This is a genomic window from Xanthobacter aminoxidans, assembly GCF_023571765.1.
Classification (GTDB): Bacteria; Pseudomonadota; Alphaproteobacteria; order Rhizobiales; family Xanthobacteraceae; genus Xanthobacter; species Xanthobacter aminoxidans.
This window is the reverse complement of record NZ_JAMJXC010000016.1, coordinates 21,575-45,082: the sequence shown is the minus strand read 5'-3', so window position 1 is coordinate 45,082 and position 23,508 is coordinate 21,575. Positions and strand designations below refer to the sequence as shown.

General features: G+C 70.7%; 21 protein-coding genes. 12 read left to right on the top strand and 9 right to left on the bottom strand.

What is annotated here, in order from left to right; all coding sequences use genetic code 11:
- The first annotated feature begins 34 nt into the window (after positions 1-34).
- The 12 genes from EJ105_RS20705 (at position 35) to EJ105_RS20650 (ending at position 12,803) form a co-directional block, all read left to right on the top strand.
- Positions 35-1,048, top strand: coding sequence for an ABC transporter substrate-binding protein (locus tag EJ105_RS20705; RefSeq protein WP_250167822.1), 1,014 nt, complete (start codon positions 35-37; stop codon positions 1,046-1,048).
- A 173-nt stretch (positions 1,049-1,221) separates the two neighbouring features.
- Positions 1,222-1,857, top strand: coding sequence for a response regulator (locus tag EJ105_RS20700; protein WP_029557716.1), 636 nt, complete (start codon positions 1,222-1,224; stop codon positions 1,855-1,857).
- Positions 1,857-3,182 carry a HAMP domain-containing sensor histidine kinase gene (locus EJ105_RS20695; protein WP_250167821.1) on the top strand — a complete coding sequence of 442 codons (1,326 nt, stop codon included), beginning with the start codon at positions 1,857-1,859 and terminating at the stop codon, positions 3,180-3,182. The genes EJ105_RS20700 and EJ105_RS20695 overlap by 1 nt, the downstream gene beginning before the upstream one ends.
- Before the next feature lie 93 nt (positions 3,183-3,275).
- Positions 3,276-4,226: an AAA family ATPase gene (locus EJ105_RS20690; protein ID WP_029557718.1), complete on the top strand. Its 951-nt coding sequence runs from the start codon at positions 3,276-3,278 to the stop codon at positions 4,224-4,226.
- Positions 4,220-5,068 carry a DUF58 domain-containing protein gene (locus EJ105_RS20685; protein ID WP_250167820.1) on the top strand — a complete coding sequence of 283 codons (849 nt, stop codon included), beginning with the start codon at positions 4,220-4,222 and terminating at the stop codon, positions 5,066-5,068. The genes EJ105_RS20690 and EJ105_RS20685 overlap by 7 nt, the downstream gene beginning before the upstream one ends.
- Complete coding sequence (locus EJ105_RS20680) at positions 5,055-5,396, top strand: hypothetical protein (RefSeq protein WP_029557720.1); 342 nt, start codon at positions 5,055-5,057, stop codon at positions 5,394-5,396. The genes EJ105_RS20685 and EJ105_RS20680 overlap by 14 nt, the downstream gene beginning before the upstream one ends.
- The gene (locus EJ105_RS20675) at positions 5,393-6,346 is read left to right on the top strand and encodes a VWA domain-containing protein (RefSeq protein ID WP_250167819.1); all 954 of its coding nucleotides are present in this window, start codon (positions 5,393-5,395) and stop codon (positions 6,344-6,346) included. Before EJ105_RS20680 ends, EJ105_RS20675 begins: the two co-directional genes overlap by 4 nt.
- Positions 6,343-7,215 (top strand): VWA domain-containing protein, encoded by an 873-nt coding sequence (locus tag EJ105_RS20670; protein ID WP_250167818.1) that lies wholly within the window; start codon positions 6,343-6,345, stop codon positions 7,213-7,215. Before EJ105_RS20675 ends, EJ105_RS20670 begins: the two co-directional genes overlap by 4 nt.
- Positions 7,212-7,835, top strand: a complete 624-nt coding sequence (locus EJ105_RS20665) for a hypothetical protein (protein ID WP_250167817.1) — start codon at positions 7,212-7,214, stop codon at positions 7,833-7,835. The genes EJ105_RS20670 and EJ105_RS20665 overlap by 4 nt, the downstream gene beginning before the upstream one ends.
- Complete coding sequence (locus EJ105_RS20660) at positions 7,832-9,043, top strand: hypothetical protein (protein WP_250167816.1); 1,212 nt, start codon at positions 7,832-7,834, stop codon at positions 9,041-9,043. The genes EJ105_RS20665 and EJ105_RS20660 overlap by 4 nt, the downstream gene beginning before the upstream one ends.
- A gap of 671 nt (positions 9,044-9,714) precedes the next feature.
- Entirely contained in the window at positions 9,715-11,451 is a 1,737-nt protein-coding gene (locus EJ105_RS20655; protein ID WP_250167815.1) for an ABC transporter permease, read from the top strand.
- A gap of 11 nt (positions 11,452-11,462) precedes the next feature.
- A complete protein-coding gene (locus EJ105_RS20650) occupies positions 11,463-12,803 on the top strand; it encodes an ABC transporter ATP-binding protein (protein WP_394042596.1) in 1,341 nt (446 codons plus the stop codon).
- Between the two features lie 62 nt (positions 12,804-12,865).
- Here the strand turns inward: EJ105_RS20650 and EJ105_RS20645 are convergent, their stop codons facing one another.
- The 9 genes from EJ105_RS20645 to EJ105_RS20605 all read right to left on the bottom strand — a co-directional run bounded on the left by EJ105_RS20645 (position 12,866) and on the right by EJ105_RS20605 (position 23,491).
- Entirely contained in the window at positions 12,866-14,752 is a 1,887-nt protein-coding gene (locus tag EJ105_RS20645; RefSeq protein ID WP_250167814.1) for a hypothetical protein, read from the bottom strand.
- A gap of 286 nt (positions 14,753-15,038) precedes the next feature.
- On the bottom strand, positions 15,039-16,085 hold the full coding sequence (locus EJ105_RS20640; RefSeq protein ID WP_250167813.1) for a DMT family transporter: 1,047 nt from the start codon (positions 16,083-16,085) through the stop codon (positions 15,039-15,041).
- Positions 16,086-16,228: 143 nt separating this feature from the next.
- Positions 16,229-16,702: a hypothetical protein gene (locus EJ105_RS20635; protein WP_250167812.1), complete on the bottom strand. Its 474-nt coding sequence runs from the start codon at positions 16,700-16,702 to the stop codon at positions 16,229-16,231.
- Positions 16,699-16,968: a hypothetical protein gene (locus tag EJ105_RS20630; RefSeq protein WP_250167811.1), complete on the bottom strand. Its 270-nt coding sequence runs from the start codon at positions 16,966-16,968 to the stop codon at positions 16,699-16,701. Before EJ105_RS20630 ends, EJ105_RS20635 begins: the two co-directional genes overlap by 4 nt.
- Before the next feature lie 276 nt (positions 16,969-17,244).
- Positions 17,245-17,622, bottom strand: a complete 378-nt coding sequence (locus EJ105_RS20625; protein WP_250167810.1) for a hypothetical protein — start codon at positions 17,620-17,622, stop codon at positions 17,245-17,247.
- A 17-nt stretch (positions 17,623-17,639) separates the two neighbouring features.
- On the bottom strand, positions 17,640-20,846 hold the full coding sequence (locus EJ105_RS20620; protein ID WP_250167809.1) for an efflux RND transporter permease subunit: 3,207 nt from the start codon (positions 20,844-20,846) through the stop codon (positions 17,640-17,642).
- Complete coding sequence (locus tag EJ105_RS20615; protein ID WP_250167808.1) at positions 20,843-21,235, bottom strand: P-II family nitrogen regulator; 393 nt, start codon at positions 21,233-21,235, stop codon at positions 20,843-20,845. The genes EJ105_RS20620 and EJ105_RS20615 overlap by 4 nt, the downstream gene beginning before the upstream one ends.
- Positions 21,225-22,211 carry a divalent metal ion exporter adaptor subunit IhpB gene (gene ihpB / locus EJ105_RS20610; RefSeq protein ID WP_250167807.1) on the bottom strand — a complete coding sequence of 329 codons (987 nt, stop codon included), beginning with the start codon at positions 22,209-22,211 and terminating at the stop codon, positions 21,225-21,227. Before ihpB ends, EJ105_RS20615 begins: the two co-directional genes overlap by 11 nt.
- Positions 22,208-23,491, bottom strand: coding sequence for a TolC family protein (locus EJ105_RS20605; RefSeq protein WP_250167806.1), 1,284 nt, complete (start codon positions 23,489-23,491; stop codon positions 22,208-22,210). The genes ihpB and EJ105_RS20605 overlap by 4 nt, the downstream gene beginning before the upstream one ends.
- Positions 23,492-23,508: the final 17 nt, after the last annotated feature.

The window sequence follows — 23,508 nt, the reverse complement described above, 5'->3', positions numbered from 1 at the left end:
CCGTCATCGAACGAGAACACAAAGGGAGAGAGACATGGGCTGGATGAAGTGCCTCAAGGCCGCCGCCATCGCCGTCGCAGCGACGCTCGCCGCCGGCGCCGCGCAGGCGGAAGTGAAGGACGTCCGCATCTCGAAGGGCTACGGCATCCTCTATCTGCCGCTCATCGTGATGGAGGACCAGAAGCTCCTGGAGAAGCAGGCGGAGAAGGCGGGCCTTGGCCCGCTCAAGGTCAACTGGCTGATGCTGGACGGCGGCAACGTCATCAACGACGCCATGATGGCCGGCTCGCTGGACATCGCCGGCACCGGCGCGCCCGGCTTCATCACGCTTTGGTCCAAGGCCAAGGGCATCCCGAACGTGGAGGTGGTCGGCGTCAGCGGCCTGTCCTCCACTGCCCTGTGGATGAACACCAACAATCCGGCGGTGAATTCGCTGAAGGACTTCAAGTCCTCCGACAAGATCGCTTTGCCGGGCATCAAGACCTCGCTCTCGGCCGTCATTCTCCAGATGATGGCGGCGCAGGAATTCGGCCGCGAGAACTACGCCAAGCTCGATCCCATGACCGTGGGCCTGCCCCATCCCGAGGCGCTCGCGGCCCTCACCGCCGGCCGGACCGAGATCACCGCGCACTTCACCTCGCCGCCCTTCTCCTATCTGGAGGTGAAGAACCCTAATGTGCGCCGGGTGGCGAACTCGGTGGACATCCTCGGCCGCCTGACCATGGACGTGACCTTCGCGCCCAAGCGCTTCGTCGATGCCAACCCGAAGGTGGTGCAGGCCTTCCTCGACGCGCTCGACGAGGCGGATCAGTTCATCGCCAGGGACAAGGCGGCCGCAGCCGAGATCTATGTGCGCTCCTCCAAGGTGAAGACCACCCAGCAGGAGGTGCTGGAGATGCTGGAGGACAAGGACACCTGGTTCTCCACCACCCCCGAGGGCATCATGAAGATCGCCGATTTCATGCACCTCGCGGGCTCCATCAAGGCGAAGCCGGCGAGCTGGAGCGACCTGTTCGTGCCGCAGCTGCGCACCCGCAGCGGCAGCTGAGGGTCAGCCGCGCCTCACCCTTGAAGGTCGAATAGACCGAGGCAGGTGTGAGCCGAGTTCAACGGGGGGAGGGCGCGCGTATCGCGGCGGACCGGCCGGCCGCAGCCTCCCGTCGAGCCTTCCCAAGCGCGTCGCCCCATTGTGTGGGCGCCGCGGAGGGATATCCTCGCCCCATGGACATGATCCGCATTCTGCTGGTCGACGATCATCCGATCGTGCGCGAGGGCTACCGCCGGCTGCTCGACCGTCAGCCCGGCCTTTCTGTCGTGGCCGAGGCGGGCGACGGGATCGCGGCGCTCACCGCCTTCGCCGCCCATGCGCCGGATATCGTGCTGATGGACCTGTCCATGCCCGGCGGCGGCGGCTTCACGGCGGTGGAGGCCATGGTGGCCCGCGATCCGGGGGCGCGGATCATCGTCGTGTCCATGCACCAGGGCGCCATCTTCGCCCAGAAGGCCATGGCGGCGGGAGCGCGGGGCTTCGTGTCCAAGAGCAGCCCGCCGGAGGAACTGGTCAAGGCCATAACGGCGGTGGCGGCGGGGCGGCGGGCGCTGTCGTCCGACATGGCCCAGGAGCTGGCCCGCACCTCGCTCGGCACCGACGAGATCGCCAGCCTGACACCGCGTGAGCGCGAGATCCTGCTGCTCGTCGCGCGCGGCATGAACGGCCGCTCGATCGCCCGCAGCCTCGGGCTTTCCTCCAAGACCGTCCAGAACAACCTGTCGCTGATCCGGGCCAAGCTCGGCGCCTCCGGTGACGCCGACCTGGTGCTGAAGGCTCAGCGGTCCGGCCTCGTCCCGGCCATCTGATGCGCCGGCTCCTGCCCCAGCTGGTGCTGCGCGTGCTGGCGGCGGGGCTTGCCACGGTGGTGGTCGCCGCCGGCTGGGTGCTGTGGGATACGGCGCAGGCCGCGCGGCAGGATGTGGCGACCACCGCCGTCCGCGTCGCCGACGCCATCGCCGCCCGCCCGAGCTTCGAGGGGCTCGCCTTCGGCGGCGTGGCGCCGGTGCCGGTGTTCCGCGACTGGCAGGCCTTTCCCGCCTGGACCCTCATCGCACCGGGGATCTGCGTCGAACTCGGCGCGCGGGAGAATCCGCTGCACCGGCGCTGCGGCCCCTATGTCGCCGCCGATGTGGCGCCGCCGGGCTGGTTCGTCTGGCTGGCGGGGCACCTCGGCCTGATGCCTGAGCCCATGTCCGTGCCGGTGCGCACGCGCTACCTAACCGATGCCTATGTCACCGCTTCGGCCGACACCGGCGTCGTCATGAGCCGCGCCTGGACGCGGACCGGCGACCTGATGCGGGTGGCGGTGGGCATGGCGGTCGGCGGCTCCATTCTCACCGGCCTGCTGATGGTCCGGCTCCTCGCTCCGTTCCGCATCATCCTGAGCGGCATCGAGCGCCTCCAGCGGCGCGACTTCTCGGCCGGGCTGCCGCCGCTCCACGTCGCCGAGTTCGATCGCCTGAGCACCGCCTTGAACCATACGGCGGAGACGCTCAAGGAGGCTCAGGCCATGCGCACCGAGCTGACGCGCCGCCTGTTCACCATGCAGGAGAGCGAGCGGCGGGCGCTCGCCCGCGAGCTGCATGACGAGTTCGGCCAGTGCCTCACCGCCACCCGCGCGCTGGCCACGGCCATCGCGCAGTCGAAGGAGACCACCGCCGAGGACGGCGCGCGGATCGCCGAGATCAGCGGCCAGATGATGGACAGCCTGCGCGCCGAGCTCTCCCGCCTGCGCCCGCCCGATCTCGACGACCTCGGCCTGCGCCACGCGCTGGAGCGGCTCGTCGCCGACTGGCGCAGCCGCGTGCCTGCCATCCGCTTCGCGTTGGAGCTGAAGGGCGACATGGAGGCGGTGCCGGACACCCTCGCCCTCAGCCTCTACCGCATCGCCCAGGAATGCCTCACCAATGCCGTCCGCCATGGCGCCCCCGGCAGCGTCGTGCTGACGCTGGAGGTCGCCGAGACGATCACCCTGACCGTCGAGGACGACGGCGCCGCGCGGCCCGACAGCCGGGCGGGCGACGGCTACGGCCTGCTCGGCATCCGCGAGCGGGTCGATGCGCTCGGCGGCAGCTTCGCGCTGCTGCCGTCGGGCGGCGGCATGCGGGCGACGGCACGTCTTCCCCGCTGATCCGGGTGATCTTCCCGAACCGGCCGGGAAGGGCTCTCTGGCGGCGCGGCGCCGGGCGCCTGCATCCTCTCCCGACCATGGGAGGCGCCGGGCATGAACGACATGAGCCATCCGATCACCCGCCTCGGCAGCGCCGTCGCCGCCGGGCTGATCGGCCACGAGGCGCTGGTGGAGCGGCTGCTGATCGCCCTGCTGGTCGGCGGCCATGTGCTGATCGAGGGGCCGCCGGGCATCGCCAAGACCCGCGCCGTCAAGCGCCTCGCCGCCAGCCTGCCGGGAAGCCACGCCCGCATCCAGTGCACGCCGGACCTGCTCCCCTCGGACCTGACGGGCACCCAGGTGTTCCGGCCGGAGACCGGACGCTTCGATTTCGTCGCCGGCCCGCTGTTCCACGCGCTCGTCCTGGTGGACGAGATCAACCGGGCGCCGCCCAAGGTGCAGTCGGCGCTGCTGGAAGCCATGGCCGAGGGGCAGGTGACTTCCTCGGGCGTCACCCGCCCGCTGCCGCAGCCCTTCATGGTGGTGGCGACCCAGAACCCCATCGAACACGAGGGCACCTTTCCCCTGCCCGAAGCCCAGATGGACCGCTTCCTGCTCCACCTGTCCCTCGGACTGCCCCACGCCGAGCAGGAGCGCGCGATCCTCGATCTCGTCGCTGCGGAGCGGATCGCGGGGCCGGCGCAGGCGGAGGCCGCGCTGTCGCCGGACACGCTGGCGCAGGCCAAGGCCGAAGTCGCGACCGTCCATCTCGCACCGGCGCTGAAGGATTTCATCGTCCGGCTGGTGATGGCCTCGCGGCCCGGTGGTGTGGTCGCCGAATGGGTGGAACATCCGGTCTCGCCGCGCGGCACGCTGGCGCTGGCCGCGGCGGCGCAGGCCCTCGCCTGGCTGAAGGGGCGCGACTACGGCTTGCCCGAGGATGTCATTGCCCTGGCGCCCGACGCGCTGGCCCATCGGCTGGTGCCGACCTGGGCTGCCGTCGGCGAGGGACGCACTGGCCGCAGCCTCGTCGCCGACATCCTGAAGGCGGTGGAGCCATGGTGACGGCGGCGCTCAATGTGCCCGGCATCCGGCTCGTCGCAGAGGAACTGCTGGCGCTGCGCGACACGCGCCTGCCGCGCGCCCGCCATCGCCCGGTGACGCGGCGCCCCGGCGCGGTGCAGGCGCGCCCGGCCGGCTCCGGCATGGACCTTCGGGAGATCCGGGCCTTCGCCGAAGGCGATGACTTCCGGCGGATCGATCCCGCCGCCACCGCCCGCACCGGCGCGCCGCACATCCGCAGCTTCCACGAGGAGCGCGACGACACGGTGCTGCTGATCGCCGATTTCAGGCCGGCCATGCTCTGGGGCACCGGGGACAGCCTGCGCTCGGTGCGCGCCGCCCGCGTTCTGGCGCGGCGCGGCTGGCAGGCGGCGGCGCGCCGCGCCGTCCTCGCCGCCATCAGCCTCGATGCGTCCGGCGTTGCCGTCGCCGCCGCAGGCGCCGGGGTGGCGCAGATGGGCCGCATCAGCCGCATGCTGGCCGACAGCCACGACCGCGCGCTCGCGGCGGGCCGGAGGGGAGACAGGGCGACGTCCCTGCGCGAGGTGCTGGCGCGGGCGGTGGCCATGGTCCCATCGGGCGCGGAGGTGCTCATCGCCACCGGGCCGGACGGCATCCGCCCGGCCGACGAGGCGGCGCTGGCACGCCTCGCGCGTCAGCGGCGGGTGCGCGTGCTGCTTCCCCTCGATCCGCTCGACGTGGCGCCGCCCGCCGCGCCTTTGCCGATCCATGCCGGGCCGGAGCGGCGGCTGGCGCGGCTCCGCCCGTTCGATCCCGCACCGCTGGCCGACCGCATGGCCGGCCTGAATGTCAGCCTCGAGGTGATCCCGGATGACGCAGGCTGAGCTGATCGCCGCCTTGCCGGAAGGGCGCCTGCCGCCCGCCCTGATGGCGCTCCATGCGACCGACCTTGTCGCCTTGTTCGGCCTCGGCCTGCTCCTCGGCGCGCTGTGCTGCGCCCTCGTGCTGCCACTCCTCGCGCGGCCTGTCCCGCTCCGCGCGCGGCTCCGGGCGGTGCGCTCCCTTGAGCCCGAGGCTCGGCTGCTCGCCATCGCCCGCATCCTCGGCCGCCTGCCCGACGAACTGCGCGCCGCCGCCTACGGCGCCGCCCCGCCGCCCGGCGCCGAGGCCATCGAGCGCATCGCGCTGAAGGCGAGGCGCGCGCGCCGATGAGCCTCGCCTTTCCCCTCGCCCTGCTGCTCCTGCCCCTGCCGTGGCTGGTTCGCTACGTCCTCGCGGCGCGGGCGCCGGCGATGGCTTCGCTCGCCGTCGATGCCACCGCCTTTGCCGCTGCCGCCCCGTCCGGCCTGCGCCATGACCCCGTCGCGGCCCTGCTGCGCGCGGGGGCCTGGATCGCGCTGGTGGTGGCGCTGGCCGGGCCGCGCGTCGCCACGCCCGTGAGCCTTCCCACCGCGTCCGGCCGGGAGATCATCCTCGCCCTCGACCTGTCGGGGAGCATGGCGAAGACGGACTTCGTGCTCGACGGCCGGCCGCTGTCGCGGCTCGACGCGGTCAAGGCGGTCGCGGCGCGCTTCATTGCCGGCCGGCAGGGCGACAGGATCGGCCTCGTCGTCTTCGGCGACCGGGCCTATGTGGCGCAGCCGCCCACCTTCGACGTGGCTTCCACGGCCCGCGCCGTCGATACGCTGCAGATCGGCATCTCCGGCCTGTCCACGGCGATTTCCGAGGGGCTCGGCCTCGCGGTGCGCCGCCTTTCCCGCAGCGATGCCAAGTCCAAAGCCGTGATCCTCCTGTCGGACGGGATCGACACTTCGGGCAAGGTGCAGGCGAGCGACGCGGCGCAGCTTGCGGCCCGCCACGGCATCCGCGTGCACACCATCGCCCTTGGACCGGAGGATCTGGAGAGCCAGCCGGACGCCAGCGATGCGGTGGATGTCGCCGGCCTCCGGGCCACTGCCGCGGCCGGCGGCGGGGCGAGTTTCCGGGTGCGCACCCTCGACGATCTGGTGGACGTGGCCGCGACCCTCGACCGGCTGGAGCCGAACCCCATGCGGCGCCCCCCGGCCCTGTACTGGCGCTCCCTCTGGATGTGGCCCGCGGCGGCGGCGCTCGTCCTCGCCGCGCTGCTGGCCCTGCTGCCGGCCACGGGGCGGCGTTCATGAGCGGCTTCGTCCTGCTCCGCCCCTGGTGGCTCGCCGCCTTGCCGCTGCTCGCCGCGCTGGCCGTCTGGCTGTGGCGGCGCGGCCCCGTGGCGGGCGGCTGGGGGCGGGTGATGACGCCCGCCATGCTGGCGGCCATGCGCTCCCTCGGCCATCTGCGCCGGGACGATGCCGGTGCCAGCCTGATGCCGGTGGCGGCGGCGGCGCTGGTCGGCCTCGGCCTTGCGGGGCCTGCGATCCCGCGCGCGGACGCCCCGCAATTCGCCGGGGCGGGGGCGGTGCTGATGGCCATCGGCCTGACGCCTGGCGTCGCCGGAGCGGCGCTGGCCGATGCGCAGGCCGCCGCCGCCGGCGTCATGGCTGCCGCGGCTGGGCGGCCGGTGGGCCTCATCCTCTATTCCGACGAGGCTTATGACGTGGCGGCGCCGACGGGCGATCCCGCGGTGCTGGAGAGCCTGATCGCCGTGCTTGGCCCCGATACCATGCCGAGCAGCGGCGCCCGGCCGGCCGCCGCGTTGCGACTTGCCCGCCGCATGCTGGAGGGGACGCCGGACGCCGATCTCGTTCTGATCTCGGACGGCAGCGGCCTCGATGCGGCGGCGCGCACGGAGGCGGCGCGGCTCGCCACGGGCGGCGTCCGCCTCTTCACTCTTGCCCTCGGTGCGGGGAGTGCCGGAGGGGCGTCACTGGAGGCGCTGGGCGTCGCATCCGCCCCGGCCCGTGCGCCCCGGCCGGTCATCGACCGCCTGTCCGGTTCGGCGGCGTTCGCGCCTGACGGGCGGGCGGCGGGGCTTGCGTTCGAGGATCTCGGCCCGCTGGTCGCGGCGCTCGCGCTCGTCCCGTTTCTCGCCCTGTTCCGGAGGCGCGCATGAGCGGCCTCTCCCCGGCACGGCGCATCCTCCTCATGGCGGCGGCGGGCCTCGCCTGCCTCATGCTTGCGGGGCTGTCCTCCCTTGCGCGGCTCGCCTTCTGGGCGGGGGCGCCGGGAACGGCGGGCTGGCAGGATGATGCCGCCGCACGGGGCATCGCCTTCTACCGGGACGGTGATTATTCCGCCGCCGATGCGGCCTTCGCGGAGGCCGGCCGCAGCGAGACCTTCAACCGCGCCCTGACCCTCGCGGCGACCGGCCGCTACGCGCTGTCCGTCGCCTATCTCGACGCTGTGCTGTTCGTGGACCCGGCGGACACCGAGGCGCGCCGGCTGCGCGGGATCATCGACGCGCTGGTGCCCAAGACGGTGGGCACCAGCGTCGTCCGTGGCCATATCCCGGCTGCTGTGGGAACTGCATCCGCGAACACGGGCGACGGCGTGGTGGCGACACCCGACCCGGAGTTGAAGAAGCCCATCGAGGCGCGCGGCATCGTCGCCTCCGATGCCTGGCTCGACACCATCGCCGACGATCCCGGCGCATATCTGCGCCTGCGCCTGCGCAAGGAGTTCGAGCGCCGCGCAGCCCTGGGCCTGATCGGGCGGGATGGAGACTCACAATGAGGCTACGCGCCCTGATGATCCGCCGTGCGCTTTGCCTCCTGTTCCTCCTGTGCCCGGCTGGCGCCGCGCGAGGGGAGAGCCTGCGGCTGGTCATTCCCGAGATGCGGCCGGTGGCGGGCGAGATGATCCCCGTTCTCGTGCGCGGCGAATACGAGCGGCAGATCACGCTGGAAAAGCTGAGCTTTCCCGATTCTCCCGACTATGACTGGATGCAGCTCGCCCGCGACCAGTGGCGAACGGAGCAGGTGGAGGGGCGGTCCGTCCGGGTGTTCGAGCGCCGCATCGCGCTGTTCCCGCGCCATGCCGGTCCGCTCACCATCGGGCCGGTGACGCACCGGCTGACTGTGGTGGGCACCGATGCGCCGCGGGAGGAATTGCCGGTCACGGCGGAGCCCGTGACGGTGGCGGTGGCCCCGTTCCCGGTCGAGGGGGCGACGCTCGCGGCGCGCAGCCTCACCGTCACCGACGTGCTGTCCGCCGAACCCGGCAAGCTGCGCGACGGGGAAACCCTCGTCCGCCGCGTCACCATCGAGGCGGTGGGGGCGCCCTCGCATCTGGTGCCGCCGCGCCCCATCGTGCGCGCGCCCTGGCTCATCAGCTTCGCGGCGCCGGAGGCGCGCACGCAGCGCCTGACGCCAGACGGGCCGGTCACGACGGTGACATGGGAATGGCACCTGCGGCCGAGCACCGGCGACCCCGCCGTCCTTCCGGCCATCGCCATCCCCTGGTTTGACACCGAAGCACGGCAGATGCGCACGGCGGAGATTCCCGCGATCCCCTTCGGCTATGCCAGCATCTACGCCGGGGTCGGCGGCACCGGGCATCTGCCCGCCGGGCAGGTGCGGGCCGCGGCGCTGGCCATCACGGGCGGGCTGTTGGCGGGATGTGTGCTGGTCCTCGCGGGCCTCGGGCCGCGCCGGCGGGACGACGTGCTGAGGGTGCTCGGGCGGCTCTCGCCAGTGGACCCCACCCGTCTCGCCTTGCGCCGGGCGGTGCGGACCGGCGAGCCATTCGCGCTCCGCCGTGCGGTGGAGCGTCACCTGCGCCGGTGGCGCGCACTCGGACTGCCGGTGAGCGGGCAAGAGACGGCCCGCCTCGACGCGCGGCTCTATGGGCGGGGCGGAGATGCAGTGCCGTTCGACGCAGGGGCCGAGGCGAAGGCGATCCTTCGGGCGGTCGATGGGCTCCGGAGACGGAGCGGCAGGTAGGGCGGGGCACGGCTCAAGGCCGCGCCGGATGCATCCATTCATGGGTGATGACCGGAGATTTCGTGCCTCAGCTGCTGTCCCAGGGCGCCGAAGCCGGTCTCGCAGCGTCAGTCCGGACGCCTTGCCGCACCGCGCATTTTCCGCTTGACCGCGCCGGCGCCGGGCGCGATAGGCGGCGTCACCGGATGCTTGGGAGATGGAGCGTGCCCGTTCGCGGGTTCATCGAAGACTCCACCGTCAGGCCGGCCGGATTTCTTGAAAGCAATCGGGTGATGGACAGTTCCAGTCGATCTAGCTCGAGCCCGCCCGCGGCCGCGCGGACCTGACCTTTCGCGTCCGGTTCACCGTCCCGCCGGCAGGCTCCGGGACAAGAGGTGAGCCATGCGGGCGCTGTATTTCCGCAGACCTATCGCGTTCTCTCATCGTAACGAGGACGGCGATCGAAGCCGATGCGCGCACAGGCGCAGGCCTGGCACCCATCCTGGCTGACCACAGCCCCATCGCGGCGCCGTCACGGTGGCGTCGCATGGCCGTGCTCCGCTGCGCGGCCTCGGGCAGGGCGGTTCCTGCTGTCCCGGCAGGACAGGGTGAGCCCCAGTCCCATGCGAAACCTCCCGGCACCGGCTGCCCGTCGGCGCCGCAAATTCCCAATCGCATTCGGATCTGTCGTCATGACGATGCAGCACCCGGCCCTGGAAGCGGGCCGTCGGCGGCGCTTCGCGCCGAACCTGTGGGATGCGCTGGCCTTCGGCCTGCTGTTCGGCGCGCTCATCCTGATTGTGCATGGCGGGCAGGGCACACTCGTGCCCCTCGCCGCCTTGAACCAGACGCCCGTCTCCCTCGATCCCGCCCAGCTGCCGGAATATGCGCTGCGCACCACGCTGCGCATGCTGGCGGCCATCGTCGCCTCGCTGGTCTTCACCTTCCTCTACGGCGCGCTGGCGGCCAAGAGCCGGCGGGCGGAGATGGTGCTCATCCCCATGCTGGACATTCTCCAGTCGGTGCCGGTGCTGGGCTTTCTGTCCTTCACCGTGGTGGGCTTCATGTCCCTGTTCCCGGGGAAGGTGCTGGGGGTGGAACTGGCGGCCATCTTCGCCATCTTCACCAGCCAGGCCTGGAACATGACCTTCAGCTTCTACCAGTCGCTGAAGACCGTGCCGCGCGACCTCGACGAGGCCACCCGCTCCTTCCGCCTCACCGGCTGGCAGCGCTTCTGGCGGCTGGAAGTGCCCTTCTCCATGCCGGGACTGGTGTGGAACACCATGATGTCCATGTCCGGGGGCTGGTTCTTCGTGGTGGCGTCGGAGGCCATCTCGGTGGGCGACACCACCATCACCCTGCCGGGGGTGGGCTCCTACGTGGCCCTCGCCATCAAGGAGCAGAACCTGCCGGCGGTGGGCTGGGCGGTGCTGGCCATGCTGGCCGTCATCCTCATCTACGACCAGCTGCTGTTCCGCCCGCTGGTGGCCTGGGCCGACAAGTTCCGGGTGGAGACCTCCGCCAGCGGGGCCGCGCCTTCCTCCTGGCTGCTCTCGGCGGCCCGGCGCACCCGCCTGTTCCAGCGCCTGTTGGGGCCGCTGGGCGCGCTGCTGTCCGCGGTCCCGCGCCAGCGCCTCGCCCTTCCGGTCGCGGTGCCGGGGGACGCCCGCCGCGCCTTGTCCAGCCCGCTCTCCGACAAGGTGTGGCTCGCGCTGGTGCTGGCGGTGACGGCCTATTGCCTGTGGACTATCGTCACCTTCGTCGCCACCGAGCTGACCTGGCCGGAGGTGGCGCAGGCCTTCGGCCTCGGGGTGCTGACCATGCTGCGGGTGATCGTGCTGATCGCCCTTGCCACCCTCATCTGGGTGCCCATCGGGGTCTGGATCGGCCTCCGGCCGGCCTGGGCCGAGCGGGTGCAGCCGCTGGCGCAGTTCCTCGCGGCCTTCCCGGCCAACATCATCTTCCCGTTCGCGGTGGTGGCCATCGTCCGGCTCGGCCTCGACCCGGACATCTGGCTGTCGCCGCTGATGGTGCTCGGCACCCAGTGGTACATCCTGTTCAACGTGGTGGCGGGGGCGAGCGCCTTCCCCAACGATCTGAGGGAGGCGGCGGGCACCTTCCGCATCCGCGGCTGGAGCTGGTGGAAGAAGGTGATGCTGCCGGGGATCTTTCCCTATTACGTCACCGGCGCCATCACCGCGAGCGGAGGCTCCTGGAACGCCTCCATCGTCGCCGAGGTGGCGAGCTGGGGTGACACCACGCTGCGCGCCCACGGCATCGGCGCCTACATCGCCGATGCCACCGCCGCGGGCGACTATCCGCGCATCGTGCTCGGCATCGCGGTGATGTCGATCTTCGTGATCCTGTTCAACCGACTGCTCTGGCGTCCGCTCTATGTCTTCGCCGGCCGCCGTCTGCGCCTCGACTGATGGAGGATGAGATGACCCTGATGGAACACCACGCCTCTGTCGTCGACAGCGAAAAGAAAACCCTCGTCTCCGCCTCGGGCGTCCGGCAGATCTACCACAAGGGTGAGAATGCCGACCTGCTGGTGCTGGATGACGTGTCGCTCACCATCAATGAGGGCGAAGTGGTGGGGCTTCTGGGCCGCTCGGGCTCAGGCAAGTCCACGCTCCTGCGCATCATCTCCGGCCTGGTGAAGCCCACCACCGGCCGCGTGGAATGGTGCGGCAAGCCCGTCACCGGCCCGTGCGAGGGCCTCTCCATGGTGTTCCAGAGCTTCGCGCTGTTTCCCTGGCTCACCGTTCTGGAGAATGTGGAGGTCGGTCTCGACGCCATCGGCGTGCCCGCGGCCGAAGGCCGGCGCCGCGCCATTCAGGCCATCGACCTCATCGGCCTCGACGGCTTCGAGAGCGCCTATCCCAAGGAGCTTTCCGGCGGCATGCGCCAGCGCGTGGGCTTCGCCCGCGCCCTGGTGGTGCACCCGCGCCTGATGCTCATGGACGAGCCGTTTTCCGCGCTCGACGTGCTCACCGCCGAGACCCTGCGCACCGACCTGATCGACCTGTGGATCGAGGGGCGGCTGCCCATCAAGTCCATCCTCATGGTCACGCACAACATCGAGGAAGCGGTGCTCATGTGCGACCGTATCCTGATCTTCTCCTCCAATCCCGGCCGGGTGGCGGCGGAGATCAAGATCGACCTGCCGCACCCGCGCGCGCGGCTCGACCCGGTGTTCCGCGCCATCGTGGATGACATCTATGGCCGCATGACCCAGCGGACGCCGCTGGAAAAGAGCGAACCCAGGCACGAAGGCGCCGGCATCGCGGGCATCGGCACCGCTCTGCCCAACATCTCCACCAACCTCCTGTCAGGCCTGATGGAGACGCTGGCCGGGCCGCCTTACAACGGCAGGGCCGATCTCCCCGTTCTCGCAGCCGCCTTGCAGATGGAGGTGGACGAGCTGTTCCCCATCGTCGAGACGCTGCAACTGCTGCGGTTCGCGGGGGTGGAAGCGGGCGACGTGACGCTGTCTGAGGCCGGCCGGCACTTTGCCGAATCCGAGGTGGATGCCCGCAAGCGCCTGTTCGCGGATCACCTGATGGCCTACGTGCCGCTGGCCGGCCTCATCCGTCGGGTGCTGGACGAGCGGCCGACCCACCGCGCGCCGTTCACCCGCTTCAGCGAGGAGCTGGAGGACCACATGTCCGAGGACTTCGCCGAGACGACCCTGCGTGCGCTCATAACCTGGGGCCGCTATGGCGAGCTGTTCGGCTATGACGAGCATGCCGGCCAGTTCAATCTGGAAAACCCGACCTGACGGACCTGCGATAGGTCCATGCGAGTGGTCGGCCGGCCTCCCCCCGAGGCCGGCCGACGGATTTACTTCACGCCCTGGATCGGATCCGGATGGCCGTCGATGCGCATCTGGAACACGAAATACGTGGGTGAGCAGAAGCCGTTGTCCCGCGCCACCGGGGCGACGCCGGGAATGTTCGGCGGCAGGGCCTGGCACATGAAGTCTTCGCGGCAGAAGCGGCCGGTGCCACAGCTCGGCCGGTTGCCTCGGACCACGCTGGCATCCATGCACCTGGCGAAGTTGTCGGTTGCGACACATAAATCGAACGCCTTGCCGCCGACAAGGGCGCAGATTTCCGCCGGTGGCTGGCCCGCCGTGAATCCCGAGAACGCGCGCTCGGCCGGCGTGCACTGGCGATAGGCCGCACCGCCCGGCACGCCGAGTTTTGCCGGCCGGCAATTGTAGGCGGTGGGCGAGACCGTCGCCGAAGGGCTGTTGATCTGCCGGAGGATGCGGAACCGATCGAGATAGGGCGCCCTGCCGGGCACGATCTCGCCGGAGAGGCAGGCCATGCCGGAGACGATGCCATTGTTGCGGCCCTTGTCCTGCCTAGGCATGCACTGGCCGGTCTCCACCGGCAGGCGGGGATTGTGGGCGATGGCCTCGCAGGAGAACGCCCCGCCGCAGCTCCATCCGTCCTTGAAGGGCGCCGGCTCCCTGGGCAGCAGGCATGCCATGGTGGCGGCCGCCGGCATCGGCGCATGCGGGGTCGCGCCGGTCCACGAGGCCGGCGGCGCGATGGAGAGCGGCCGGAACACGTCGGGGTCGCGCCCCTCCGCCAGCGCGGCATGATAGGCGCGCCGCCGCGCATCCTCGGCGTAAAGATGGGGCGAGATGGGCACCTTCACCACGTTGAAGGGGGAGGCATCCGGCTCGTCATGGCCGATCAGGTGGAAGCCCGCCGTCGCCGCGCCCTGATGGCAGCCGGTGCAGGTTCCGTCATCGAGCCGCGCGATCAGCCCGGCCGGGGAGGCCACATAGCCGAGGTCCGCATAGGGCAGGCCGGCAAAATCCGTTGGCGTGAAAAGGCTGGCGAAGGGATGGTTGGCGGTCCGCGCGCTGCCGAAGGTGGAGAAGGAGAGGACCTTGTCGGCCAGGAACTCGTCCGGGATCTGGTACACGCCCCGGTCGATCTCAGGCAGGTGGGCGCGCAGATAGTCCACCAGACGCGCCTTCAATGCGGCATCGGCGCCGAGCCGCGCGACATCCGGGGTGTTCTCCAGCGGCTTTGGAATGGCGCGGTCGCCTTCAATGCGGAACACCCGCATGAGATAGATGGCCTGCCCGCCGAGCTCGGTTTCCATGCCGGACGGCAGGCGGACCACCTGGGCGTTGATCTCGATCTGCCGCAAGGCGAGGCCCGCGAGCGGCCCGGTCGCCAGCCAGTTCGCCGTCTCGGTCGCGTCCATATCGGGGTGCGGCGGCGTCCAGGCGCGGGCGAGGTCAGGGCAGGGGACCCCGGCCGCGGCGGGCACGTCGAACACCGCATTGATGTTCACCGGCAGACGGGAGGCGTAGACAAGGGCGCCCCGGCGGAAGCGATAGGCGAGGCGATAGATGAGGCGCACCTCGCCGCAGGATGGCCGTAACGTCAGCGCGGTGAAATCGCGCCGGTCGGTGCGGTTGACCACGCCGACGAGGCGGAAGCTGGCCAAAGGCGAGGCGAGCCAGCGCAGGTCGATGATCCGGCCCACATTGTCGTCGGTCACCTCGAACAGCGGGCGCTTGTTGGCCGCCATCTCCGTCCGCAGCGTCTTCACGTCGTCTCCGAGCTGGCGGGAGAGATCGCCATAGAGCGGGCTGCGGGCCTTCAACGCATCGAGCGTTGCCGCGCCGGGCGCGCCCATGAGCGCGGCGAACGACCAGCCCTTGGCCTCGACCATGCTCAGGGCGGGCCGATCCAGCACCATCCGCACCGGCTCCGGCGACGTTGACGTCGATGCCTTCTGTGTCTCGGCCATACCAGGCATGGCGGCGAGCACCGCAGCCAGCGCACCCGCAAGGACTGCGCGGTACCGGCGCGGCGGCCTCATGGGGGGAGGTGCCATGCGTTGGATGAGATCCGGTCCCTGTCCCTCCCGCATCTGAACCTCCGTCTCGTGTCCTGTCCCTATGGGACGGGATTTCGAGCATATAGGGAAGCCTCGACGACGGCCGACCGTGATCGATGATCCGCGCGCAATCCGGTCTCAGACGTCACGCGCCGTGTCCGTGCCTGTGATGGATGTCCGGGTAGTGCGGATGCCTGTGCACCATCGGAGTGTGCCGGTGCCGGTGGGTGTGCGGCTCGCCGGCCGGGATGCCCGCATCGTGGGCGTGCTGGTGGTGCGCGTCGTGGCGGTGGCGGTGCTCGTGTTCCAGAGCCTCGTGGGCGTGCTCGTGCTCATGCTGCTCGGAGAGGTGGAGCCAGAGGCCGAGCGCCATGAAGAGGCCCGCGATCACGAGCTGGGGCGTAAGGGCCTCGCCGAGCAGCGCGATGGCGAGGAGTGCGCCCGCGAACGGCGCGAGCGAGAAATAGGCGCCGGTGCGCGCGGTGCCGAGATGGCGCAGCGCGAGCACGAACAGGGCGAGGCTGATTCCATAGCCGAAGAAGCCGACCACGGCAGCCGCGGCCACAGCCCCTGCCGAAGGAAGGGCCGCCCCGTGGCCAAGCGCGATCACCAGGTTGATGGTTCCGGCGATCAGGCCCTTCAGCATGGCGATCTGCACGGGGTCGGCGGAGGACAGTTTGCGCGTGAGGTTGTTGTCGATGCCCCAGCACAGGCAGGCGCCGGCGATCAGCATGGCGCCGAGGTCGAGCGTCGCCCGGCCCTGCCATGACAGCAGCGCCGCGCCGGCGAGGATGGCGAGCGCGCCCAGAAGGAGGCGTCTGTCCACATTCTCGCGGAAGGCGATCCAGGCGATGGCCATGGTCGCCACACCTTCCAGATTGAGCAGAAGGGACGCGCTCGCGCCGTCGGTCCGGGCGAGGCCGAACATGAGCAGCAGGGGGCCGAGGACACCGCCGGCGAGGATCACCAGCGCGAGCCATGGCACGTCGGTCCGCCGCAGCGGCGCCTCCACCGCCGGCAGCCGGAGCGCGGCCCGGGACAGATGCACGGCGGCAAGGCCCGCACCGGCCCCGAGGTAGAGCAGGCCGGCCATCATCCACGGATCGACGGCGCCAAGGAGCAGCTTGGCGAGCGGCGTGCTGGCGCCAAATAACCCGGCCGAGACGAGTGCGAAGACAATTCCGGTGTTCATGGCCGCCTCCCTTGGGAGTATTTCTATCCGCTGGGGCGGGATATGAAACGGTTGGCACCGATGCTCCACAACGCACACGGGGACCTTCCGGGAGGCGTGCTCGGTGATGAGGGTGCGCCAGCGGCGTTCTGAGTGAGACCGGCTCAAGGCCGGCGCTGCTCAGGCGCCGTCGGGCCACCCTCTTCCGCCGCACCATGCGATTCAATCTGTCGCCGCACCGCAGGCACCACGACCGCGTCGCACCATTGTGTGATGCGGGCGTTTTCCACTTCGCGATCTGCGTCATAGTGCAGACGCACCGCGTTCAGTGCGAGGGCGCGTGCGGTATCCGCGGAGCGCCGGAGGAGGCGATCGGCGTCCGCCTCGGGGAGCCCGGCTGCGGCTTCCGCCTTCACATGGTGAGCCAGCCCGTTGATCCCGCCGTCCTTTCCGACCGTCTGGGAGAGGGCGGCGGGGGTGAACTGGCCGCAATAGACCGTGAGGTTTTGAAAGGTGAAGGCCCGGATCAGATCGCGCTCATTGTGGCTCTCGCTCGCCTGCACCGGCCCGAGCGCAAGAGGTGATGCGGCCGCCACCAAAAGATGCAGCATCCACGCTGCAGACGCCGCCGCCCTCATTTGGCCGTGCCCCACACCCGCATGCACTGGTCATAGCGAATGGTGCAATGGGTGATCTCGTGCGGCCGGAATGCGCGGTTTTTGCTGATGCATTCCGATTTGGTCTTCGCGCAGAAGAGGTTGTGCGTGCCGGCGCTGCCATGCTCGCAGCCGGCGTCCGAGGCGCTCGCTGGCCGCGCGGGCGGGATGCCGTCTCCAAGGGCCGGGCCCACGGCAAGGCTGCTGAGGGTGAGGCAGATGAGGCTTGTGTAGCGCGGGCCTTTCATGGCGTGCCTTTCGTAATCGGTGTGGCGGGGATGCCGGGGGCGGTGGTTGGCCCGCGGGACCGTCCCTGCGTGGCCGGAGGACCGACAGGCGTGCTGCGCCCGTCGGGTACGGGATGCGCGAGGCCGAGCTGCACATCGCGGAAGTCGTGCTTCAGCCTTTCGCGATAGGTTGTCGGTCTCGGGTCCAGGCCCAGCGCCGGCGACCCGAGACCGAGCAAGGCAGTGACGGCCGCAGCACCGGCGCGGAGCCTTCGATGCCGTGCCATCGGTGCCATCCTACGGCGCCGTGAACTTCGCCTGACCGGACTTCCCGGTGGGCGTCTTGATGAGCAGGGTCACGGCGGCGCCCTTGGGCACGGGCGCGGCAGCCTTCCCGGCGAGGGCCTCGCCGGCGGCGACGAGCGGCAGCGTCTTGCGTCCGGTCCCGGCCGCAACCATGGCGGAGCCGGTGAATCCGGCTGCGCCGAGCGGCTTGCCTGCCTCGTCGAGCAGGTTGAAGGTCACGGCCTCCCCGGCCACGACCAACTCCACATGAACGCCCGCCACATCCTCCATGGGGCCGCCGTTCGGCCCCTTCTGGGCGCCGTGGGCGTGCTGGGCGAGGGCCGGGCCGGCGGCGACGAGGCCGAGGGCGACGATCAGGCTCTTGAGCATGGGATTTCTCCTTGGGGTCACTGGGATGCGGCCGCCGCGGGTTCGGGCGGGGCGGCGGGTTTGGGCTCGCGCCGGAACAGCACGTAGAGCGCCGGCAGCACGAGCAGCGTGAGGATGGTGGAGGAGACGATGCCGCCGATGACCACGGTGGCGAGCGGCCTCTGCACCTCCGCGCCGGGGCCGGTGGCGATGGCCATGGGCACGAAGCCGAGGGAGGCGACCAGCGCCGTCATCAGCACCGGACGCAGGCGCGTCAGCGCCCCCTCCCGGACGGCAGTGACGATGTCGCGCCCCTCCGCTCGCAGCTTCTGGATGAAGGCGATGATGACGAGGCCGTTCAGCACCGCCACGCCGGACAAGGCGATGAAGCCGATGCCGGCGCTGATGGAGAGCGGCAGCCCGCGCAGGATCAGCGCCGCGATGCCGCCGGTGAGCGCCAGAGGCACGCCAGAGAACACCAGCGCCGCATCGGCCATGGAGCCGAAGCTCATGAACAGCAGCAGGAAGATGAGCAGCAGCGCGATGGGCACCACGATGGCGAGGCGTTGCGTCGCCGACACGAGCTGCTCGAACTGTCCGCCCCAGCCGATCCAGTAGCCGGCGGGCAGCCGGACCTTCTCCGCCACCTGCCGCTGGGCCTCTGAGACGAAGGAGCCGAGGTCCCGCTCGCGCACGTTGGCGCTCACCACGATGCGCCGCTTGCCGTCCTCCCGGCTGATCTGGTTGGGGCCGGGCGACACCGAGAGGCTGGCGATGGCCGAGAGCGGCACATAACGGATCTGCCCCGTGGCCGCCGGTGTCCAGGCGGCGCGCATCGCCTGCTCCGGCGCCGCCGTGGCCGGCGGCAGGGGGATCGGCAGATCCCGCAGCGCCTCCACGTCCGTGCGCAGGTTCTCCGGCAGGCGGACGATGATGTCGAAGCGCCGGTCGCCCTCGAACAGGACACCGGCCTCCCGCCCGCCGACCGCGATCTCGACCAGCTCCTGCACCTCCGCCACGCTCACGCCGTAGCGCGCCATGGCCGGGCGGTTCAGCGCCACGGTGAGCATGGGCAGGCCGGAGACCTGCTCACTTTTCACATCGGCGGCGCCGGGGACGGCGCGCATGACCGCCTCCACCTGCCCGGCCACCTGGAGCAGCGTGTCGAGATCGTCGCCGAAGATCTTCACGCCCACGTCGGAGCGGATGCCCGAGATCAACTCGTTGAAGCGCAGCTGGATCGGTTGCGAAAGCTCGTAATTGCTGCCCGCCACCTGTTCGGCCGCCTTCTCGATGTCCTCCATCACCGCGCTCTTGGCCTTGCCGGGGTCCGGCCATTCCGCGCGCGGTTTCAGCATCACGTAGCCGTCGGAGATGGAGGGCGGCATGGGGTCGGTCGCGACCTCCGCCGTCCCGGTGCGGGCGAACACCTCCCGCACCTCCGGTACCCCGAGCAGGGCCTTCTCCAGCGCCTGCTGCATCTCCAGCGACTGGGTCAGGCTCGTGCCGGGCACCCGGAGGGCCTGGATGGCGGCATCGCCCTCGTCCAGGCTCGGGATGAACTCGCCGCCCATGCGGGAGGCGGCGACGCCCGACGCGATCACCAGCGCCACCGCACCGACGGCCACAAGGGCGCGCAGGTTGATGGCGGCGTCCAGCAGCGGCGTGTAGACGCGTCGCGCCGCACGCATGATGAAGTTCTCGTGCTCCGAGACCTTGCCGGTGACGAGCAGCGCCACCGCCGCCGGCACGAAGGTCATGGAGAACAGCGCCGCCGCCCCGAGCGCCATCAGCACGGTGATGGCCATGGGCGTGAACATCTTGCCCTCGACCCCGGTGAGGGTGAGCACGGGCAGATAGACGACGGCGATGATGAGGGTGCCGAACAGGCTCGGCCGGATCACCTCCTTGGCGCCCGCGAGGATGGTCTCGAAGCGCTCCGCGCGCGTCAGCAGGCGGCCGCGCCGGTGCTGCTCCTCGGCGAGCAGGCGCAGGCAGTTCTCCACGATGATCACCGCGCCATCGATGATGATGCCGAAGTCGATGGCGCCGAGGCTCATCAGATTGGCGCTGACCTTGTTCTCCACCATGCCGGTGATGGTGAGCATCATGGACAGCGGGATGACGCAAGCCGTCACCAGCGCCGCGCGGAAATTGCCGAGCAGCACGAACAGCACCACGACAACAAAGAGCGCGCCTTCGACGAGGTTCTTCTCCACCGTGGCAATGGTGGCTTCCACCAGGTGCGCCCGGTCATAGACGGCGCGGGCGACGACGCCCTCCGGCAGGGAACGGGAGATCTGCTCCAGCCGCGCCGCCACGCGCTGGGCGACGGTGCGGCTGTTCTCGCCGATGAGCAGCATGGTGGTGCCGAGCACCACCTCCTCCCCGTTCAGCGTCGCGGCGCCGGTGCGCAGCTCCCGGCCCTCGCGCACCTCGGAGACGTCGCCGATGCGGATGGGCGTGCCGCCCTTCGAGCCAATGACGATCTCGCGGATGTCCTCGGCGCCGGCCACCTGACCCGGCGTGCGCACCAGATACTGCTCGCCGTTGCGCTCGATATAGCCCGCGCCGACATTGGCGTTGTTGGCGGCGAGCGCGGTCATCACGTCCCGGAACGAGATGGAATAGGCCATCAGCCGGGCGGGGTCGGGCAGCACGTGGAACTGTTTCTCGTAGCCGCCGATGGTGTTGACCTCCACCACCCCCTGCACGGTGCGCAGCTGGGGCTTGATGATCCAGTCCTGGATCGTGCGCAGCTCGGTGGGGGTGAAGGGCGTGCCGTCCGGCTTCTTCGCGCCGGGCTTCACCTCCACCGTGTACATGTAGATTTCGCCGAGGCCGGTAGAGATCGGCCCCGGAGCGGTCTCGACGCCCTGCGGGAGCTGGTCCTTCGCCTGCTGGATGCGCTCGTTGACGAGCTGGCGCGCGAAGTAGATGTCGGTCCCGTCGCGGAACACCACGGTGACCTGCGAGAGCCCGTAGCGCGAGAGCGAGCGCGTGTACTGGAGCCCCGGCAGACCGCCCATGGCGGTCTCGATGGGGAAGGTGATGCGCTGCTCCACCTCCAGCGGCGAGAAGCCCGGCGCCTGGGTGTTGATCTGCACCTGGACGTTGGTGATGTCCGGCACCGCATCGATGGGCAGGCGGGTGAAGTTCCACGCGCCGAACGCGCCCACCATCAGGCAGGCGAGAACCACCAGCCAGCGCTGGCGGATGGAGAAGGCGAGGATGGCATCGATCATCGCGCGCCCTCCCGCATTTCGGCTGCCGGCGTGCCGGCCTCGCGGATGCGGACGAAGCGTTCCACGGCCGAGACGAAGATCACCCCGTCGCCGCGCCGCCCGGTCCAGCCGGCCTCCGCCAGCGTGCGCACGATCAGGTCCACCGCCGCGGCGCGGCAGACGATCTCGATGCGGATGTGGCGCTGGTACGTGAGGTCGTATTCGCTCGCGACATAGGTTCCTCCTGCGCCGCGGCCACGGCCCTGGCCGCGCGCCTCGACGATGGAGAAGCCGGGAAACTCTTCCAGCGCATGCAGCGCCTGCACCGCCCGCGCTTCCAGATGGGGCTGGAGGAAGGCGGTGATGCGCTGGAGGTCGTTCTGAGTTTCGTGCGCCGTCTCAGTGCTCATGGCTGGCGCTCCCTTTGGCGAGTTCCGCCTTGACCACGAAGCTGTTCTTCGCCGCGTAGACGTCGCCCGGCATGAGGCCGAACACGACCTCGGCGAACGCGCCATCGCGCGCACCGGTCTCCACGTCGCGTGGCTCGAAGGCGTCGCCGGTGCGCACGAAGACCACCGTGCGCCCCTCGGTGGATTGAAGGGCCGAGAGGCGCACCGCGAGGTCCACGGGCTGCTCGGCGAGGGCGATGGTGCCGCTGGCGAACAGCCCCGGCCGCAGCCTCAGGCCGTCATTGGGAATGACCACGCGCGCCAGAGCAGACTGGGTATCGGCCGAGCCGATGGGCGAGACATAGGAGACCTTGCCGATGATGGGCGGCGCTCCGTCGTCCGGGTCGATGGCCACCGCGTCGCCGACGCGCACGCGGGCGAAGTCGCGCCGGTAGACGGAGAGATCCACCCACAGGGTGGAGAGGTCCGCGACCACGAAGGACGGCTTCTGGTCGGAGGCGTATTCGCCCAAAGCCACCTGCCGGTCCACCACGGTGCCGGCGATGGGCGCCTTCAGGTCGTAGCTGGTGAGGCTCTGGTTGCTCTCGATCACCGCGAGCACGTCGCCCTTCTGCACGGTGTCGCCGATGCGCTTGCGGATCTCGCGGACGATGCCGGGAAAGCGCGGCGTCACCTGGACGACGGCTTCCTGGTTGGTCTGCATCAGCCCGTTGAGCCGGAGCGTCTGCCTAAGGGTGCCTGGGCCGGCCGTCTCCAGCCCGATGCCGGCGGCGGAGAGCTTGGCGTCGTCCAGCTCGACGGCGCCTTCGCCATGGCTGTCGCCGTGGCCGCCGCCCGCCTTTTCGGCGTGGCTGTCTTCCGCCGCTTGGCTGCCGCCCACCGGGGCGGCGCGGTCCGAAAATGTGTAGGCGGCACCCGCTCCGGCCAGAAGGCCGACGAGCAGCATCGCGAGGTCCCGTCGCGCCGAGCGGCTCATTTGGATTTTCCCTTGGCTACGGCGACGGGACGGCCGGTGAGGCCTTCGATGGTCGCGAGCGCGGTGTGATAGGTGACGAGCGCGTCGAGTTCGCGCAGGGAGGCCTCGGAGAGGGCGGATTGCGCGTCGAGCAGTTCCAGCAGCGTGTAGCGGCCCTGGGTGTAGCCGGTCTCGACCCCTTCATGGGCGCTGCGCGCGCCGGGAATGGTGCTGCCGCGCAGCAGCGTCACCTCGTCGAAGGCGGCCTTCAGCTGGTCGTGGGCGCGCCCGAGCTGGGAGATCAACGCGCTGCGGGCGATGGCCTCCTCCGCCTCGGCCCTGAGGAGGGATTCCCGCGCCTCGCTGATGCCGCCCTCGTTGCGGTCGAACAGCGGGATGGGAACCGACAGGGTGAAGATCATCCCGCTGTCGGCGGTCTCGTTGTAGTGCCGGTAGCCGACGCCGAGGGTGACGTCCGGCACCGCCTTGGCCTGGGCCGAGCGCAGCTCGGCACGACGCTGCGCCTGGAGCACGGTGAAGCGGGTGAGCTGCGGGTTGCCCTGTGTGGATTTCAGCAGTTGCGGCAGCGCCGGCGGGGGCGCCACGCGGAGGAGATTGCCCGTGGCGCGGGAAAAATTCGCCGCCCCGAGGCCCATGAGGAGGGCCAGCTCCCGCCGGGCAGTGCCGAGGGCCGCCTTGGCGCGGTCCAGCTCCACCCGCGCGAAATCGGCCGCCACCCGGGCGCGGGAGATTTCGGACGGCGACGATGCGCCCGCCTCCACCCGCTGCTGAAGGAGCGGGGAGAGGCGGCCGATGGCCTCGGCCTGGGCCTGGAGGATGTTGACCCGCTGCTGCGCGCCGAGGACGCCGGCGAAGGCAGCCGTCGTCTCGGCCAGCACCTGCAGGCGGATGGCCTCGCGCTCCCAGCGGGCGATGCCGACGCCGGCCCCGGAGGCCGCCATGCGGGCCTCCCGCTTGCCGCCCAGCTCGACCAGCTGGCTGATCTGAAGCGTCTGCTCGGCAAGGTCCAGCCCCTGGTAGGGTCCGGACCCGAAGGCGTTGTCCACCTCCAGCGAGAGGTTCGGGTTCGGCAGCGCCGCGGCCTGCCGGTCGCGGCCGGCGGCCATGCCGATGTCACGCTCGGCGGCGGTCAGCCGTGGATTGGCTGCGAGCGCGCTCGCAAGGGCACTGGTAAGGGTCAGCGGGCGTTGGGTCTCCGCGCGGCCGGGCAGAGCGGAAAGCAGCGCGAATGCTGCCCCGAGCGCGAGCGCGAGAGCCTGCCCGTTTGCACGGGGCGGCATGATCTGATCCGGATTCT